We start from the raw sequence: 16,806 nt of genomic DNA on the forward strand, positions 1-16,806 counted from the left end.
CTATCCTCTGATCAGATGTCAATCAATAGCTCATAAATTAGGGGCATAAACAGGTAAAGTATGCTATAGTTCACCGCGATTTTACTCTAGATCGGTAAAAATCCGATTTATTATGTTTTAGAGAACAGAGAGTAGGAGAAATTAAAAAATTTTTATTTTGGTTACCGCACTATAAGGGCATTTAAATGACAAAACAATTCACTCGTTCAATCCGAGCATGGCTTGTAACTGCAGCAACGTTTTTCTCAACTTCCCTCTTTGCAGCTCAAGAAGAGTTGTATATCTATAACTGGACAGACTATATTCCATCAGATTTAGTTGCCGAATTTACCCAAGAAACTGGTATTAAAGTGAACTATTCAACTTTTGAAAGCAATGAAGAAATGTTTTCAAAACTGAAATTAATGGCTGATAAACCAGGATACGATTTAGTTTTTCCTTCAAGTTACTACATCAGTAAAATGATAAAAGAGAATATGCTTGCTCCAATTGATCAGAGTAAATTGAAAAATGTTAAACAAATCCCAACCAACTTATTACATAAAGATTTTGATCCTGAAAATAAATTTTCCTTACCTTACGTGTATGGTCTAACAGGTATTGCCTTAAATACTTCGGTAATTGATCCAAAACAAATCACCAGCTGGGGGGATTTATGGAAAGAACAATTTAAAGGTAAAGTGTTATTAACTGCTGATTCACGTGAGGTGTTCCACATTGCTTTATTATTAGATGGGAAATCGCCTAACACACAAAGTGAAGATGAAATTAAAACGGCTTATGAACGATTAACTAAAATTTTACCAAATGTAGCCGCATTTAATTCAGATACGCCAGAATTGCCTTATATTCAAGGCGAAGTTGATTTAGGGATGATTTGGAATGGTTCTGCTTATATGGCAGCCAAAGAAAACCCTGATATTAAATTTATCTATCCAAAAGAAGGCGCAATTTTCTGGATGGATAACTATTCGATTCCTAAAAATGCACGTAATATTGAGGGTGCACATAAATTTATCGACTTTATGTTACGCCCTGAACATGCCAAAGTGATTATAGAAAGAATGGGCTTCTCAATGCCAAATGAAGGTGTAAAAGCTTTATTAAGTGCTGAAAATGCAAATAATCCTTTACTCTTTCCACCTGCAACAGAAATTGAAAAAGGTGTTTTTCAATCAGATGTGGGCAATGCAACAGAGATTTATGAAAAATATTGGAATCAATTAAAAACTAATTAACTTCTCGATAAAGAAACTATTCTTATCTCTCCATAACAAAAAAGTGCGGTAACAATTTTAAAAATTATTACCGCACTTTTCTTTTTATTTAAACTTGGATCTTATCGATTCTGATTACATATTAACCTAATGCAGCACCACTTAAACCAATAAAGATACCAGCAATAGTTGCACTCATTAAATTCGCTAAAGTACCTGCAATAACTGATTTTAATCCAAGACGAGCGATATCTGAACGACGATTAGGTGCCATACTACCGATACCACCGATGAGAATAGCTATCGCACTAAAGTTAGAGAAACCACATAATGCAAAGGTAATAATTGCTTTAGTTTTATCACTTAATTGTACAATGGCATCAGGTTGCAAATATTTTGCAAATTCAAGGTAACCAACAAACTCATTTACCGCTAATTTCATACCAATCATTTGGCCAGCGATATCTGCATCTTGCCATGGCACACCAATTACAAACGCTAATGGTTGAAAGAGATAGCCAAGTAAAATTTGTAGGGTTAAATCTTCATAACCGAACCAACTACCAATGCCTCCAATTAAACCATTAAGAAGTGCAATAACCGCAATAAAAGCAATTAACATACCTCCAACATTAATAGCTAATGTTACGCCCGAACTTGCGCCATTTGCTAAAGCTTCAACAATATTGTTTGGTTTTTCTAACTCAATATTATCATCTACTTCACTTACCAACTTTTCAGTTTGTGGATACATTAATTTTGCAAACAACAAGCCCGCTGGTGCTGCCATAAAAGATGCTGCAATAAGATAAGTTAGAGGAACGCCCATTCCTGCATAACCTGCCATTACTGAACCTGCGATAGAAGCTGTCCCACCAACCATGATTGCAAAAAGTTCAGATGCAGTCATACGACTAATGTAAGGCTTAACGACTAAAGGTGCTTCAGTTTGACCAACGAAAATATTGGCAGCGGCTGACATAGACTCTGCTTTTGAAGTTCCTAATACTTTTTGTAAAGCCCCACCAATAATTTTGATTACCCATTGCATCACACCAATATAATAAAGCATTGAAATTAATGCAGAAAAGAAAATAATAATAGGCAATACTTTCACGGCGAAAACAAAGCCAATGCTGCTATTACTTGGATCGGCTAAATTACCAAACACAAAAGAAATCCCTTCATTACCGTAATTGATCACTTTGCTTACGCCGTTAGCCGTTGCAAGCAATGCATCTCGTCCTGCAGGTACATAAAGAATCAGTGCTGCAAATCCGATTTGGATAGTTAATGCACCGAATACAGTACGAAAATTAATCGCTCGACGATTATTTGATAATAATGCACCGAGGGCAAGTAGAACGAAAATACCGATAACGCTGATCAATATATCCATATATGGTCTCCATAAGTAATTAATAAATAGTAGTGATTTTTCTAATTCCACACTGTTTAGCAAAAGTGGCTAACTGATCTGTCTGTTCAATAGTCGGCACGAAAGGCTTCAGCCCTTCTTCATCCCTTGCCCCTTTAGTATGTACTCGAATAATTTTGAGTAATACATGAGGATATCGAGTGAGTAAATTTGCCACTTTTTGAATCAAATGATGCGCATCATAAAAGTCGTTTAGATAGACTAAACGCACCTCTTCTACTTTACCGAGCGGTAATAATTGCGATAAATTTTGTAAATTGCGAGCCAAATTTTCAGGTTTCATACGCTCAAGGGTTGGAATAACTTGGGTGGGCACTTTGCCTTGCTGATTTTTGCGATCAAAACAAAGGCTTTGTAAACCGATACCATCTCCTTTTAAATCAAATAGGAATTTATCCGTCACCTCAATGAGTGGTTTAATAACCTCATACTCAAAAAAGCCACTGCTATCAAGATAGCAAGTTAGCCCTTGCTGATGAAGGGCTTCAAATAATGGCACTAATTTTTTGTGATGGATGGTTGGCTCGCCACCTGAAACGGTAACACCTCGAATAAAGGGAACCGCCTCCATCACTTGATCGTATAAATATTGTAAGCTGACTTGTTTCGCCTCCTCCGTATGACGAGGAATCGTTTCTGGATTATGGCAATAAAGGCAATTCAGCTTGCAACCTTGTAGAAAAATGCTTGTGCGATTTCCTTGTCCTTCCACGTTGGAAAAAGGAATAATACGATGTAGTGGCACAAAAATGTCCGAAAGTGCGGTCATTGTGTGCTCAATTATTTCGCATTCACATTTTCTTCGTCACGTAATTGACGATCGAATACTTTCGCACAATCATCAGTACCCGCACCATACCAAGTAGTATCACGTAATACTGCTTCGCCTTTACGATAACGTTCTACCTCGCTTTTCTTCACGAGATAACCTGTTACACGAATCAAATCAGTATTTTTTAGGTAGGTTGTAATATAGCGATAACCTTGTGCAAAAGAACCATCAATAATATCAACTACAGCATCTAAGTGATCCGTGTAAGTTTGATCAAACGCAAATAAATCACCTGTACCAGATGGGAAATATTTGTGGAATGGTGCAGATTGTTTTAAATGCGCTAATAATGTCGGCTCTTGACCAACTCGAATACGGTGAGCCGGTGTATTGAGTTTATCTTCTTCATGATTATTAGCACCGACTTGAGCATGTAACAAATATTGATTATTGGTGCGTTCAACATAAAGTCCTTTGTGAGCATCATTGAGTGATTGCAACTTATCCATAATTAAGGTTGCCATTTCATCACCACGTTTACTTTGTCCAAAGGTTTCATCCAAACCTTCTTGTTTAAGAAGGTGATTAACTGCATCAGCAAGCCCAACAATGGCAATCATACTTGTAAAGTTAGTACGCTTAATAAAACCCTCTTGCACTAAGAAACTACTTTCGAAGAAATTACTTTGTTCTACTAAGAATTTATGGCGTTTATCCATGGTGGAAAGAGCAAGATTTGCCACTTTAGGTAATAATTCATTGACCATTTCATCTAAACTTGAACAAGCACGTCCAATGGTTCCTAAACGCAAACGAGTTAAAGTATAAGCACCGCCACATTCTGGTAACGCATTATAGCAACTAGCAATACCATATTCTTCGCCTAAATCTTGAGTATAGTAAGCATCATTAGCAAAAGATGGTTTCGAAACTAGCAAACAAGCTTTTGCTGCAAGTTCAGCAAATTCACGGGAAGTTTTTTGTTTATCATAACGAATGGACATATTTGGTGTGGTATTTTCTAGCTCAATTACGGCTTTTAAAATTAAGCGACCCGCTTTGGTATCATAAGGACCAACATTCGCATGGCAGAATGAATCTGCAATGGTTTTATCAATATGATTTAAGAAACGTTTGATTTTGATGTAATCTTGCTCTTCATCGGTGATAAAGGGGTCAAGCAATACATCTAGGCGGCCAATATAAACAGGGAAAGTGGTAATGGATGGAACATGTGAATAAATAATTAATAAACCATCTAAGGCTTCATCTAAATTAGTTGGAGGAGGTAAATCTAGGAATTTACAACCTTTTTTCATATAAACATTATAGTCAGGAAGAATATAACGAGGACGATAAATCGCATAACCCTCATTTAAATCACAAATCATTTGATTTTCAATATATTCCCATTCTTCTTTTGTATAGCCGAGTAATTCAATTGGATTAAATAAACGTTCAGCAATATTTCCTAAACTCATTAATTTTTGTTGATAGGTTAAATTTTTTGCTTTTACCACATCAAGAATATCTTGTAACGAAGCTTGCATAGTGGAATCTCCTTAATTAGCTTTCTGGTCGTGTAGTTGTATCTAAATTGTTCTTTAATTACTGTGATATAGATCACATTTTTAGGTCTTTATATATCAAGCGAATAACGCAAACGATTACTTCACTTCACAAATATAATCGAACTCAAAATCTGCAAAAATTCGCTTGTTTATATGACTACTTATTTTCCCAGATTAGCGTGCTATGATAACAAATATGTTTGTATAATGCTTGTTCTAATTGATTAATATTTTGGAATTATTCGGAATAAAATGATGATAGTTACTATAAATACGCATAAAAAATCTGTGCTTCAGGTTGTTACTATTATAGCGACCTAAGGCACAGAACATTTTTTATATTATAAAAAAATTAACTTAGGAAATAGCGATAAGCCTTGCTATGGGAAACATCCTGATAAACATAACCTAATTCAGCTAATGCTTGTTGAAAAGCATGAATATCATGTTCTAATAATTGAAAGCCAGCAAGAATATTTCCATAATCAGCCCCATGAGCTCGATAATGAAATAATGAAATATTCCATCTTGTTCCTAGAATTTCTAGAAACTTCAACAAAGCCCCTTTTTGTTCAGGAAACTCGAAACTATATAAATGTTCATTAGCCGCTTGAGAAACACGCCCGCCCATCATATAACGAACATGAGTTTTTGCAATATCGTCATCTGACATATCTTCTACGTTATAACCTTGTTGGCTAAGTTCTTTTACTAATTCCACTTTCTCCGCTTCATTGGCTGTGCGAACCCCAACAAACATACAAGCATCTTTTTGTTGTTCTGAATAACGATAACTAAATTCGGTTACTGCACGATCACCTAATAATTTACGAAAAGCAAGGAAACTTCCCGCTTTTTCAGGCATAGTTACCGCTAATAAAGCTTCGTGATTTTCACCTATTTCACAACGTTCTGATACATAACGCAACGTATGGAAATTTAGGTTTGCACCTGAAAGAATTACTGCAACATTTTTACCTTCAATATTATGCTGTTTAAGATATTTTTTCGCTCCAGCAATGCTAAGTGAACCTGAAGGCTCTGACACGGCACGCACATTTTCAAAAGCATCTTTCATCGCCGCACAGATTTCATCGTTATCCACGAGTACCACATCATCAAGATTTTTTTGTAAGACACGGAAGGTTTCATCACCAATACGTTTAACTGCGACACCATCTGCGAATAAGCCCACATGTGTTAAATTAGTTGGCTGGTCTCTCTCCAAAGCAGCTTTTAAACAAGCTGAATCTTTTGATTCTACACCAATGACCTTAATTTCTGGACAAAACTGTTTAAGTAATACGGCAACCCCAGCAGCCAAACCACCACCACCGACTTGTACAAATACATAATCCAATTCTGAATTTTGTTGGAGCATTTCCATGGCAAGAGTACCTTGACCAGCAATGACTAAAGGATGATCAAAAGGGGGAATAAAGGTCATTTTTTTAGTGTCAGAAAGCTCAATAGCCTTAGCTTTCGCTTCATCAAAGTTAGCACCGTATAATAATACTTCGCCACCAAAACCACGTACGGCATCAACTTTAATACTTGGGGTATTTTGTGGCATCACAATTAAGGCTTTCACCCCCATTTTACTTGCAGAAAGCGCTACCCCTTGTGCATGATTACCAGCTGATGCAGTAATTACACCAGCTTGTTTTTGCGCTTCTGTGAAACTTGAAATCATGGCGTAAGCACCGCGTAATTTAAAACTATTGACTGGTTGACGATCTTCACGTTTAATCCAAATTTGATTATTTAGGCGTGCAGATAATTTTTCCATTTTTTGCAACGGCGTAACTACTGCTGCTTCATAAACTTTTGAGCCAAGTTTAACAATAGCATTCACATATTCACTATTACTAGGTTGAGGATTATTTAATAAATTTTTCATTTCAATTTAGCCTTTAAAATTCATAAATTTCCGATAATAAAGGCAGACATCATGGTCTGCCTTTATTGTTGATTATTTCAACATTGTTTTATCTCGTACCGCACCTTTATCCGCAGAAGTGGCAAAATGCCCAAATACTTTTAAGGCGAATGAAACTTCACGATTACGATTTAATGGTTGCCATGCTTTATCACCACGAGCTTTCATTGCTGCGTAGCGTGCTACCATTTCTTCCTCTGAAATTGCTAAGTTAATTGAACGATTTGGAATATCTATTTGAATAATATCGCCATCATTGACTAAACCAATCGCACCACCAGAAGCGGACTCTGGAGAAGCGTGTCCAATTGATAATCCTGATGTCCCGCCAGAGAAACGACCATCTGTTAATAGGGCACATTTTTTACCTAAACCCATGGATTTTAAGTAGCTAGTTGGATATAACATTTCTTGCATACCTGGACCACCTTTAGGGCCTTCGTAACGAATAACCACTACATGTCCTTCCTTCACTTTACCACCTAAAATACCGGCAACAGCATCCTCTTGGCTTTCAAATACAATAGCCTTACCTGTAAATTTCCAAATTGATTCATCCACACCCGCAGTTTTAACAATACAACCATCTTTTGCGATATTACCGAATAATACAGCTAAGCCACCTTCTTCAGTGACTGCATGTGCACGATCACGAATACAACCAGACTGGCGATCATCATCCACTGTATCCCAACGACAATCTTGTGAGAAAGCTTCTGTGGTACGAATACCTGCGGGACCCGCACGGAAGAATTTATGTAAATCAGCATCTTTATTACGCATAATATCATATTGATTTAACTGTTCTTCCATCGTTAACCCGAGAATAGTTTTTACTTGATTATGGATTAATCCCGCGCGATCTAATTCACCCACAATACCCATAATACCACCAGCACGATGAACATCTTCCATATGATATTTGTTAGTGTTTGGTGCAATTTTACTTAAGCAAGGCACTACACGAGATAAACGGTCAATATCCGCCATTTTGAAATCTACACCTGCCTCTTGGGCCACCGCTAACAAATGAAGAACGGTATTACTTGAGCCGCCCATAGCAATATCCAAACTCATAGCATTTTCAAAAGCTTCAAAAGTCGCAATTGAACGAGGCAATAAGCTGTAATCATCTTGTTCATAATGACGACGACAAATATCTACAATTTCACGACCTGCTCTTAAGAATAATTCTTTACGGTCTGCATGAGTAGCAAGCATTGAGCCATTACCAGGTAAGCTTAAACCTAGTGCTTCTGTTAAACAGTTCATTGAGTTTGCAGTAAACATACCTGAACAAGCACCACAAGTCGGGCAAGCTGATTTTTCAATAGCATCAACATCAGCATCTGATACATTCGCATCAGCACTTTGAATCATTGCATCAATTAAATCTAATTTCACTAATTTATCTGAAAGCTTAGTTTTACCCGCTTCCATTGGTCCACCAGAGACAAAGATAGTCGGAATATTTAAACGCATTGCAGCCATCAACATACCTGGAGTGATTTTGTCACAATTAGAAATACATACCATAGCATCAGCACAATGTGCATTTACCATATATTCCACACTATCAGCAATTAAATCTCGACTAGGCAATGAATAAAGCATACCTCCATGCCCCATAGCAATACCATCATCCACGGCAATCGTATTAAACTCTTTCGCTACACCACCTGCTTTTTCAATTTCTCGAGCCACCAATTGCCCGATATCTTTCAAATGTACATGACCAGGTACAAATTGAGTAAATGAGTTAACCACCGCAATAATAGGTTTACCAAAATCTTTTTCTTTCATTCCTGTTGCACGCCATAAAGCTCGTGCACCTGCCATATTACGACCTTGTGTACTGGTCGCTGAACGTAATTTAGGCATAAAAATCTCCAAGTAAATTTGTTAGGTAATTCCAGTTCAACTGGAAAATAAAAACTTATCCAACGTCTTTATAGCTAACCTCTGAATGGTTAACATCGTCGAAAGCACATTCGTCATCAGCGGTCACATCAATTACATCCTCTAATTTAGCTAACTGATGAGCTAATAAACACATATCGCGATCACTCTGAATACTCAAATCTAACCAGATTTTACCGCTCTCCAAACTCATTTTCATATTTGTTACAGTAAAGCCTCGATGACGAACGACGCGTAGAATACGTTCTAAAGTTTCAGGGGAATGATTGGCAACAATAGTCATTTCATTTTTCATAGATTTCTCCAACTTGATTTCATTCAGTAAATAAAAAGAAAATTCTTAATTAAATAATAGGGTTAAATCATTTCTTCGATCATTTCAGCATTACAAGCACCTGGTGGAACTAAAGGCCATACATTTTCATTTTCATCTTCATGGATGCAAACATGTAATAAATAGGCTTCTTTGCTTGCTAATAGACGATCAATTGCCCCATTCACTTCGCTCGCTTTTTCAATCCGTTCGGCTTTAATACCAAAGGCAGAGGCTAACGTCACAAAATCAGGATTATCATCTAAAATTGTTGAGCTATGACGACCATGGAAGAATAAAGATTGCCATTGCCGAACCATACCCAGACGTTGATTATCCATTAATAGAATTTTTACTGGGGTTTGTGCACGTTTAATTGTTCCTAATTCCTGCACATTCATCATAATAGAGCCATCACCAGAAACCAGAATCACTTGATCCTGTAAACGTGATTTTTGAGCGCCTATCGCAGCTGGCAAACCAAATCCCATAGTGCCGAAGCCAGCAGAAGTAATAAAATTCTCAGGATTTGTAAATTGCATATGTTGGGCTGTCCACATTTGATGTTGTCCCACATCAGTAACGACAACCGCATTCTCATCTTTTAAACGGGATACACGATGAAGTAAGAATAAGGGATTAATATCTTGATCACCGTCATTCTCACCATACTGAAAACCAAAATCTTGTTTTAATCGTTCTACATCTTTACACCAAGGTGCAATATCTAGAGTAAAGCTGAATGCTTTCAAGGCTTGATTCAAATCACCTCTTAATGCAACAGTTGCAGTACGTAATTTATTAATTTCTGCTGCGTCAATATCCACGTGAATCACTTTTGCATTTGTTGCAAAAGTAGATAATTTACCTGTTACTCGATCATCAAAACGAGCACCGAGTACCACTAACAAGTCTGCTTCTTGAGTGGCATAATTAGCAGCTTTGGTACCATGCATACCTATCATCCCTAAATAATAGGGATTATCTGCAGGCACTGCCCCCAAGCCTTTCAAAGTTGAAACACTTGGCATTTTTGTTATATTTAAAAATTCACGCAATGCGGGAACAGCTTTCGCCATACCTACGCCACCACCAATATAAGCCACGGGACGTTTAGCATTTTTTAATAAAACTACCGCACTTTCTAGATCTTGTTTTGAAAGTACTACGGGTTTATCCACAGCATAAACAACGGGAAGGGCTAAAGATTCCGCAAATTGCACATCTTTAGGAATATCGATAAGTACAGGGTCAGGACGGCCACTTTGGGCAATTTTAAATGCCTTTGCAATAATTTTAGGCAATTCTTCAACATTTTGTACAATGAAACTATGTTTCGTACAAGCCAATGAAAGCCCTAATACATCAGCTTCTTGAAAGGCATCAGTGCCAATTAATGCACTAGCAACCTGGCCAGTAATAGCAACGACAGGAACTGAGTCCATTAACGCATCGCCTAATCCAGTGATTAAATTAGTGGCTCCAGGACCAGAAGTTGCAATACAAACGCCCGTTTTACCAGAAGCTCGTGCATAACCAATGGCTGCCATAGATGCGCCTTGCTCATTACGACATAATAAATGATTAATACCGCCATCATAAAGTGCATCATAGATCGGCATAATTGCCCCCACCAGGATAACCAAATACAGTATCAACACCATGTTTTTTCAAACACTCAATTACAAGATTTGCTCCATTCATTTTACTTCCTATTTTATTTTTTAATTGTTGTATTTTTTATGTTGTGTGATTTTTCATTATAACGAGATTTAACCTTTAATCTAGTATTTAGTTGTGCTTTTATTAATCAAAGTGCGGTCGTTTTTTAGAAAATTTTATTATCGTTAGGTTTTTTGCATAATTTCATTCTGATTTATTTCAATAGATAACAGTAAACTCAATACCATTATTCTGTTATGATAGAAAAAATATTATTAATTTAGGCTAGGATTATGCAACAATTTCCATTTCGTGCCATTGTGTCTGATATGGATGGTACTTTACTTAATACAAATCATATTGTCGGCGATTTTACTGTAGATACCCTTGAAAAAGTGGCTAAGAAAGGCATAGATATTGTAATGGCCACTGGACGAGGTTACACAGATGTGGCTTCAACTCTTAGCCGAATGAAAATTAAAAATGCGGCAATGATTACCTCTAACGGTGCTCAAATCCATGATTTACAAGGAAACCGCCTCTACAGTAATTTTTTACCAGAGGACATAGCATTTGAAGTAATGCAAACAAAATTTGATACTTCACGTATATGTTTAAATAGCTATCAAAATAATAATTGGTTTATTAATAAAGATGTTCCAATGTTACATAAATATCATCAAGCCTCGGGTTTTATGTATGAAATTGTGGATTTCAGCAAACACCACGGACAGGATACAGAAAAAGTTTTCTTTATTGGGAAAAATGCTGAAGATTTGGCTGAATTAGAGCAAGAATTGAAAATACGTTTTGGTCAATTCACTTCTATTGTATATTCCACACCAACTTGCTTAGAAGTGATGAATAAAAATGTCTCAAAAGCTACCACACTTTCACATTTAATTGAACAACGTGATTATCAACTAGCTGATTGTATCGCTTTTGGCGACGGTATGAATGATATGGAAATGCTCAGTGAAGTGGGCAAAGGCTGTATTATGCAAAATGCCGATCCACGATTATTCGGTGAGTTACCCGATCATGAACGCATCGGTTCAAATAGTAATGAATCGGTAGCAAGCTATATCCGTGCAATCTTTGGGATTTCTTAAATGATTTGGCAATCCTTATTACTAATTAGTTCAGGTGCTGCATTAGGTGCATCTTTACGTTGGATAATCGGTTTACTACTCAATCCACTATTTGTAGATTTTGCTTTCGGAACCTTGATAGCTAATTATCTTGGCTGTTTTATTATCGGCTTACTGATTGCAACTATTTGGCAATATCCACAATTTAGCCAAGAGTGGCGGCTTTTTATCATTACTGGCTTTCTAGGTAGCCTAACCACTTTTTCTTCTTTTTCCTCTGAAGTCATTGAAAACTTCTTTCAACACAAATGGTTAATCGGACTAGCAGTAATATCATCACATCTTTTAGGTTGTTTAATTTGTACAAGTATTGGGATATTAATTGTCCGTTGGTTAAACTAAAACTAGTCAAATGCTAGTGTTTTAAACTCATTTAAGGCTATAATGCTGCGATTTTTATTTGATGAGAAAAATATGGCTGAATACGATAAATTAAGATTAGAATGGGATTGTCGTCGAGGAATGCTTGAACTCGATAAAATTATTATGCCATTTTATCTAGAACAATTTGAACAGTTAACAGCACAACAAAAAGCAACATTTGTTCGCTTGCTTGGTTGTACTGATTTACAACTATTTTCTTGGCTGTTTAAACGTGCTCAAGCAACAGATTCAGAATTACAAAACATGATTAATTTAATCCTTGAAAAACAAGGAGTTGTCATCGAAAACTAACTTATAGCTAAAGAATATTTAGCTTTTTTTAGATTTCTGTGAACTTTTCTATTTTCACAAGCTCTAACCTAATACTTAAGCTTGCTGTCTTGATATTAGAGCTTGTTATTAACAAGAGGTTATATGGCTGAACAGCTAACAGATCAGGCTTTGGTAGAAAGAGTGCAGCAAGGGGATAAGAAAGCCTTTAATTTATTGGTTTCTCGTTATCAGAATAAAGTGGCAGGTTTATTAACCCGTTATGTGTCACGCAATGATATTCCCGATGTCGTACAAGAATCATTCATTAAAGCATATCGCTCTATTGAGTCGTTTCGTGGCGAGAGTGCTTTCTACACATGGCTGTATAGAATCGCAGTAAATACTGCAAAGAATTACTTAACTGCTCAAGGTCGTCGTCCGCCAACTGAAGATATTTTGGCTGATGAAGCAGAAACCTATGATATAGGTAGTAATTTAAGGGATATTGATAGTCCCGAAAATGAAATGCTATCGGCAGAGTTAAAACGTGTTGTTTTTGAAACAATTAACAGTTTACAAGAAGAATTAAAAACTGCCATAACATTACGTGAAATGGAAGGGTTAAGTTACGAAGAAATTGCTGAGATCATGGATTGCCCCGTAGGAACTGTACGTTCACGTATTTTCCGAGCTCGTGAAATCCTTGAAAGCAAAATTCAACCACTCATTCAACGGTAAATGAATAAAAACGAGTTGGAGTTTAAAATGCAAAAAGAGTTACTTTCAGCATATATTGATGGTGAACAAGTTGATCAGGATATCACAATAGAATTATGCAGTGATAATGAGTTACAACAAAGTTGGTCTAATTATCATGTTATTCGTTCAGTGATGCGTGAAGAAAGCAATATTTTCTTAGGTGCTGATTTTACTGCGAAAATGGAATCGTTGATTGCTGAAGAAGCAGAAATAAAAGTTTCACAACCGACACCAGAAGAAGTTGAAAACTTACCATTTATGCAAAAATTCAAAACGTTATTTGCTCCAATGGTTCAAGTCGCTGTTGCAGCAGGTGTTTGTTTAGTTGCCGTATTAGGGGTTCAATCTTTTAATTCAGCACCTTCTCAAACTGCTAACGATACGCCTGTGTTACAAACCTTACCATTTAGCAATAATGTACAAGAAGTAAGTTATAACGCTCCAAATAAAGATGCTGTGACACAAGAACAACTTGAACAAAAAAATAAACGCATTGGTGCGATGTTACAAAGTTATGAACTACAACGTCGTGTGTATGCAGACTCAGTTCAAAACCATAAATAATCCATATTCATATATGATACAAATAATTCACCACCTTAAAGGTGGTGAATTTATTTATTCTCTTCAGAAAGGGTTCTGTCAATATGTTTAAAAAACTTACCGCACTTTTGTTTGCTTCCAGTTTATCATTTACAACTTGGGCGCAGGGCATTGCTCCTCAACAATGGCTCATTAATATGCAACAAGCTAAAGATAAACTAAATTACGAACTTTCTTATATGCAAAAAGTCGGGGCAGATATTGATACTTATCGTTACAGCCATATTAACGTTAAAGATAAATCTTATGCTCATTTAGTGACTCTTGAAGGCGGTAAAGAAGAAATTGTGCAACGTGATGGAATGATCAGTTATTTTCATCCTAGTTATCATCCTTTCTCTATTCAAGGCACTCAAATTATTGATAACTTACCTAATTTAATTAATGCGAATTTTGATAAAATTAATCAATATTATGATTTTGTGAATATGGGTCGTAATCGTGTTGCAGATAAATTAGTCCAAACCATCAGAATTATGCCTAAAGATAATTTCCGCTATCAATATATTGCCTTTATTGATGAAGAGACTGATTTATTATTAGGTTCAGATATGTTAGATCAGGATGGCAATTTATTAGAGCGCTTCAGAGTAGTAAATTACTATATTGGTGAACAAATAGTAGAACCATTACTCGCTTTCTTAAACAAATTACCGATTCCTCAATCATTGAATAAATCGCCATTACCAACAGCTAAACTAAGTTGGAAAACAGGTTGGTTGCCAGAAGGTTTTGAAGTAATTAATTATAATAGTGAAAAAACTGATAACGACAAAATAGAAAGTCGTTTATATAGCGATGGTTTATTCTCATTCACAATTTATGTGTCTAATAATGCCTTACCTGAACAAAAAGAGCAGGTGTGGAAACAAGGTTCCTTTACTATTTATAATGAGAACCTTGATACAAAAGAAATAACGATTATTGGTCAGCTTCCACTTGCTACAGCAAAACGCATTGTAGAAGAACTTAAACTAAAATAGGAAAATTATGCTAACTGAAAGTGCTGTTGTTATTAATTACCAAGCAGGTCAAGCCACTGTTAAATGTCAGGCTAAAAGTGCCTGTGGTAGCTGTGCAGCAAAAACGGCTTGTGGAACCTCAGTACTTTCTGAACTTACTGGAGAAATGTCAGAACACATTCTGACCGTAGAAACCATTACCCCATTACAAGTGGGTCAACAGGTAGAAATAGGCTTAGAAGAACGCTCACTCATTTTTTCAGCGTTACTCGTTTATGTTGTTCCGCTTATCACTTTATTGTTTAGCACATTCATTGCCGAACAACTATTTACCCAAGAATGGATAAGTGCATTATTTATTTTTATTTTAACCGCACTTTCATTCTTTGCAGTCAGCGTCTATTCAAAAAAAATCAATAAAAAATCGGCATTTAAGCCGATTTTACTGAGAGTTATAAATTAGTAATAAGAATGCTCACCACGTTGGTGTTCGGTCACGTCTTTCGCAGCAGTCAATTCACCAGGGAACATACTAATTAATTGTTTTTCTACACCATCTTTCAAGGTAACATCCACCATAGAACAGCCATTACAACCACCACCAAATTGTAAAATTGCCTCACCTTGTTCAGTAATCTCAATTAAAGTAATTCGTCCACCATGGCTAGCTAATTGTGGATTAATTTGTGTTTGAATGACATAATCAACACGTTCAATTAACGGTGCATCATCAGCCACTTTACGCATTTTAGCGTTAGGTGCTTTTAAAGTTAATTGAGTGCCTAATTCTTCCGTTACGTAATCAATTTCCGCATCTTCTAAAAAAGGTAAACTCACTTCATCTACAAAAGCAGAAAAAGTAGAATATTTCATTTCAGTATCAGTTTCTTCAACTGCATTAGCTGGACAATACGAAACCCCACATTCCGCATTAGGTGTCCCAGGATTAACCACAAAAATACGGATATTAGTTCCTTCTTCTTGCTGATCTAATAATTTACGAAAATGTGCTTGTGCCGCATCTGTAATTTGAATTTGTTGCATAAAATTATTCCCAAAATTAATCACTCACGAGTCATTATAACTGACTAACATAGTCGGAAATAATACGCTTAGATCCATTTTTATGCAAATTTTTATACGCGTGCTAATCCCCATACTTGAATATGCTCAACACCATATCTCTTTAATAATTTTGCAATTTCATTTAGTGTTGCACCAGTAGTAATAACATCATCAACTAATGCCACTGATTTATAGTGGCAAACTTTATTGATACAAAATGCATTAAGTAAATTTTTTCGCCGTGCTATAGCCGTTAAACCACGTTGTGTGTGAGTATGTTTAATGCGTTTAAGTAACCGATTATCACAGGGAATGGATAACCATTTAGCGAGTTGCTGTGCCAATAGATCTGCTTGATTATAGCCACGTTGCCATTGTCGTAAATGATGTAATGGAACGGGTAAAATAACTTCTGGCATGGGAAGAGCATGAGAACATCTTGCTTCCCTGATTGCTAAAAATAACAAGCGAGCTAAAGTGCGGTCAAAATGAAAAGAATTTTGAAATTTAAATTGATGAATAAGTATTGATAATGGTGGCTGATAACTACCAATAATGACCATTCTATGCCAACTCGGCATATTTCTTAAACAATTCCCACAATGTAATGTATTAATCGGCAATTGTGCTCCACAGCATCCACAATAATTAAAACGTTTAATTTCACGATGGCAATAACTGCATATCCCATGCGAGGGAATGGCTAAGGAACGATGACAGGCAATACAACGAAATCCAAACCAATTCATATAAACTCCCAAAAGAAATTTTTAAAGCATAGTGAAAATGAGAGCAACA

Annotated in this window: 16 protein-coding genes and 1 pseudogene; 8 read left to right on the plus strand and 9 right to left on the minus strand. The window is 36.2% G+C overall.

The features are described 5' to 3' along the window. Positions 1–185: 185 nt before the first annotated feature. A complete protein-coding gene (locus HMPREF1052_RS06475) occupies positions 186–1,238 on the plus strand; it encodes an ABC transporter substrate-binding protein (protein ID WP_005760936.1) in 1,053 nt (350 codons plus the stop codon). A gap of 121 nt (positions 1,239–1,359) precedes the next feature. On the opposite strand, the gene HMPREF1052_RS06480 is transcribed toward HMPREF1052_RS06475, so the two are convergent. The 7 genes and pseudogenes from HMPREF1052_RS06480 to ilvG form a co-directional block, all read right to left on the minus strand. Continuing rightward, positions 1,360–2,616: a NupC/NupG family nucleoside CNT transporter gene (locus HMPREF1052_RS06480; protein ID WP_005760733.1), complete on the minus strand. Its 1,257-nt coding sequence runs from the start codon at positions 2,614–2,616 to the stop codon at positions 1,360–1,362. Positions 2,617–2,635: 19 nt separating this feature from the next. Then, positions 2,636–3,424: a 4Fe-4S cluster-binding domain-containing protein gene (locus HMPREF1052_RS06485; protein WP_005760853.1), complete on the minus strand. Its 789-nt coding sequence runs from the start codon at positions 3,422–3,424 to the stop codon at positions 2,636–2,638. An 11-nt stretch (positions 3,425–3,435) separates the two neighbouring features. Continuing rightward, positions 3,436–4,977, minus strand: a complete 1,542-nt coding sequence (locus tag HMPREF1052_RS06490) for a YjjI family glycine radical enzyme (RefSeq protein ID WP_005760747.1) — start codon at positions 4,975–4,977, stop codon at positions 3,436–3,438. A gap of 373 nt (positions 4,978–5,350) precedes the next feature. Next, positions 5,351–6,898, minus strand: a complete 1,548-nt coding sequence (gene ilvA / locus HMPREF1052_RS06495) for a threonine ammonia-lyase, biosynthetic (RefSeq protein ID WP_005760908.1) — start codon at positions 6,896–6,898, stop codon at positions 5,351–5,353. A gap of 72 nt (positions 6,899–6,970) precedes the next feature. Next, positions 6,971–8,818 carry a dihydroxy-acid dehydratase gene (gene ilvD, locus HMPREF1052_RS06500; RefSeq protein WP_005760811.1) on the minus strand — a complete coding sequence of 616 codons (1,848 nt, stop codon included), beginning with the start codon at positions 8,816–8,818 and terminating at the stop codon, positions 6,971–6,973. A 55-nt stretch (positions 8,819–8,873) separates the two neighbouring features. After that, positions 8,874–9,179 (minus strand): acetolactate synthase 2 small subunit, encoded by a 306-nt coding sequence (gene ilvM / locus HMPREF1052_RS06505; protein WP_370446586.1) that lies wholly within the window; start codon positions 9,177–9,179, stop codon positions 8,874–8,876. A gap of 35 nt (positions 9,180–9,214) precedes the next feature. Then, positions 9,215–10,874: pseudogene (gene ilvG / locus HMPREF1052_RS06510) on the minus strand (acetolactate synthase 2 catalytic subunit). 251 nt (positions 10,875–11,125) lie between these two features. Here ilvG and HMPREF1052_RS06515 point away from each other — a divergent pair. From HMPREF1052_RS06515 to HMPREF1052_RS06545, 7 genes are all read left to right on the plus strand, one after another. Next, positions 11,126–11,944 carry a Cof-type HAD-IIB family hydrolase gene (locus HMPREF1052_RS06515; protein WP_005760913.1) on the plus strand — a complete coding sequence of 273 codons (819 nt, stop codon included), beginning with the start codon at positions 11,126–11,128 and terminating at the stop codon, positions 11,942–11,944. Continuing rightward, positions 11,945–12,325, plus strand: a complete 381-nt coding sequence (crcB, locus tag HMPREF1052_RS06520) for a fluoride efflux transporter CrcB (protein WP_005760788.1) — start codon at positions 11,945–11,947, stop codon at positions 12,323–12,325. A gap of 72 nt (positions 12,326–12,397) precedes the next feature. After that, entirely contained in the window at positions 12,398–12,658 is a 261-nt protein-coding gene (locus HMPREF1052_RS06525; protein WP_040596409.1) for an FAD assembly factor SdhE, read from the plus strand. A 123-nt stretch (positions 12,659–12,781) separates the two neighbouring features. Beyond that, positions 12,782–13,357, plus strand: a complete 576-nt coding sequence (rpoE, locus tag HMPREF1052_RS06530) for an RNA polymerase sigma factor RpoE (protein WP_005760824.1) — start codon at positions 12,782–12,784, stop codon at positions 13,355–13,357. A 27-nt stretch (positions 13,358–13,384) separates the two neighbouring features. Further along, positions 13,385–13,942 carry a sigma-E factor negative regulatory protein gene (locus HMPREF1052_RS06535; protein WP_005760879.1) on the plus strand — a complete coding sequence of 186 codons (558 nt, stop codon included), beginning with the start codon at positions 13,385–13,387 and terminating at the stop codon, positions 13,940–13,942. Positions 13,943–14,025: 83 nt separating this feature from the next. Beyond that, positions 14,026–14,964: a sigma-E factor regulatory protein RseB gene (gene rseB, locus HMPREF1052_RS06540; protein WP_005760756.1), complete on the plus strand. Its 939-nt coding sequence runs from the start codon at positions 14,026–14,028 to the stop codon at positions 14,962–14,964. Positions 14,965–14,971: 7 nt separating this feature from the next. Continuing rightward, on the plus strand, positions 14,972–15,406 hold the full coding sequence (locus HMPREF1052_RS06545) for a SoxR reducing system RseC family protein (RefSeq protein ID WP_005760770.1): 435 nt from the start codon (positions 14,972–14,974) through the stop codon (positions 15,404–15,406). Here HMPREF1052_RS06545 and nfuA read toward each other — a convergent pair. Together nfuA and HMPREF1052_RS06555 are read right to left on the minus strand one after the other, a co-directional pair. Next, complete coding sequence (gene nfuA, locus HMPREF1052_RS06550; protein WP_005760893.1) at positions 15,403–15,987, minus strand: Fe-S biogenesis protein NfuA; 585 nt, start codon at positions 15,985–15,987, stop codon at positions 15,403–15,405. The two genes, HMPREF1052_RS06545 and nfuA, sit on opposite strands and share 4 nt — an antisense overlap. A 92-nt stretch (positions 15,988–16,079) precedes the next feature. Continuing rightward, positions 16,080–16,757 (minus strand): DNA utilization protein GntX, encoded by a 678-nt coding sequence (locus tag HMPREF1052_RS06555; RefSeq protein ID WP_040596389.1) that lies wholly within the window; start codon positions 16,755–16,757, stop codon positions 16,080–16,082. Between the last annotated feature and the right edge of the window lie 49 nt (positions 16,758–16,806).

The sequence above is a fragment of the Pasteurella bettyae CCUG 2042 genome, assembly GCF_000262245.1.
GTDB classification, from domain to species: domain Bacteria; phylum Pseudomonadota; class Gammaproteobacteria; order Enterobacterales; family Pasteurellaceae; genus Basfia; species Basfia bettyae.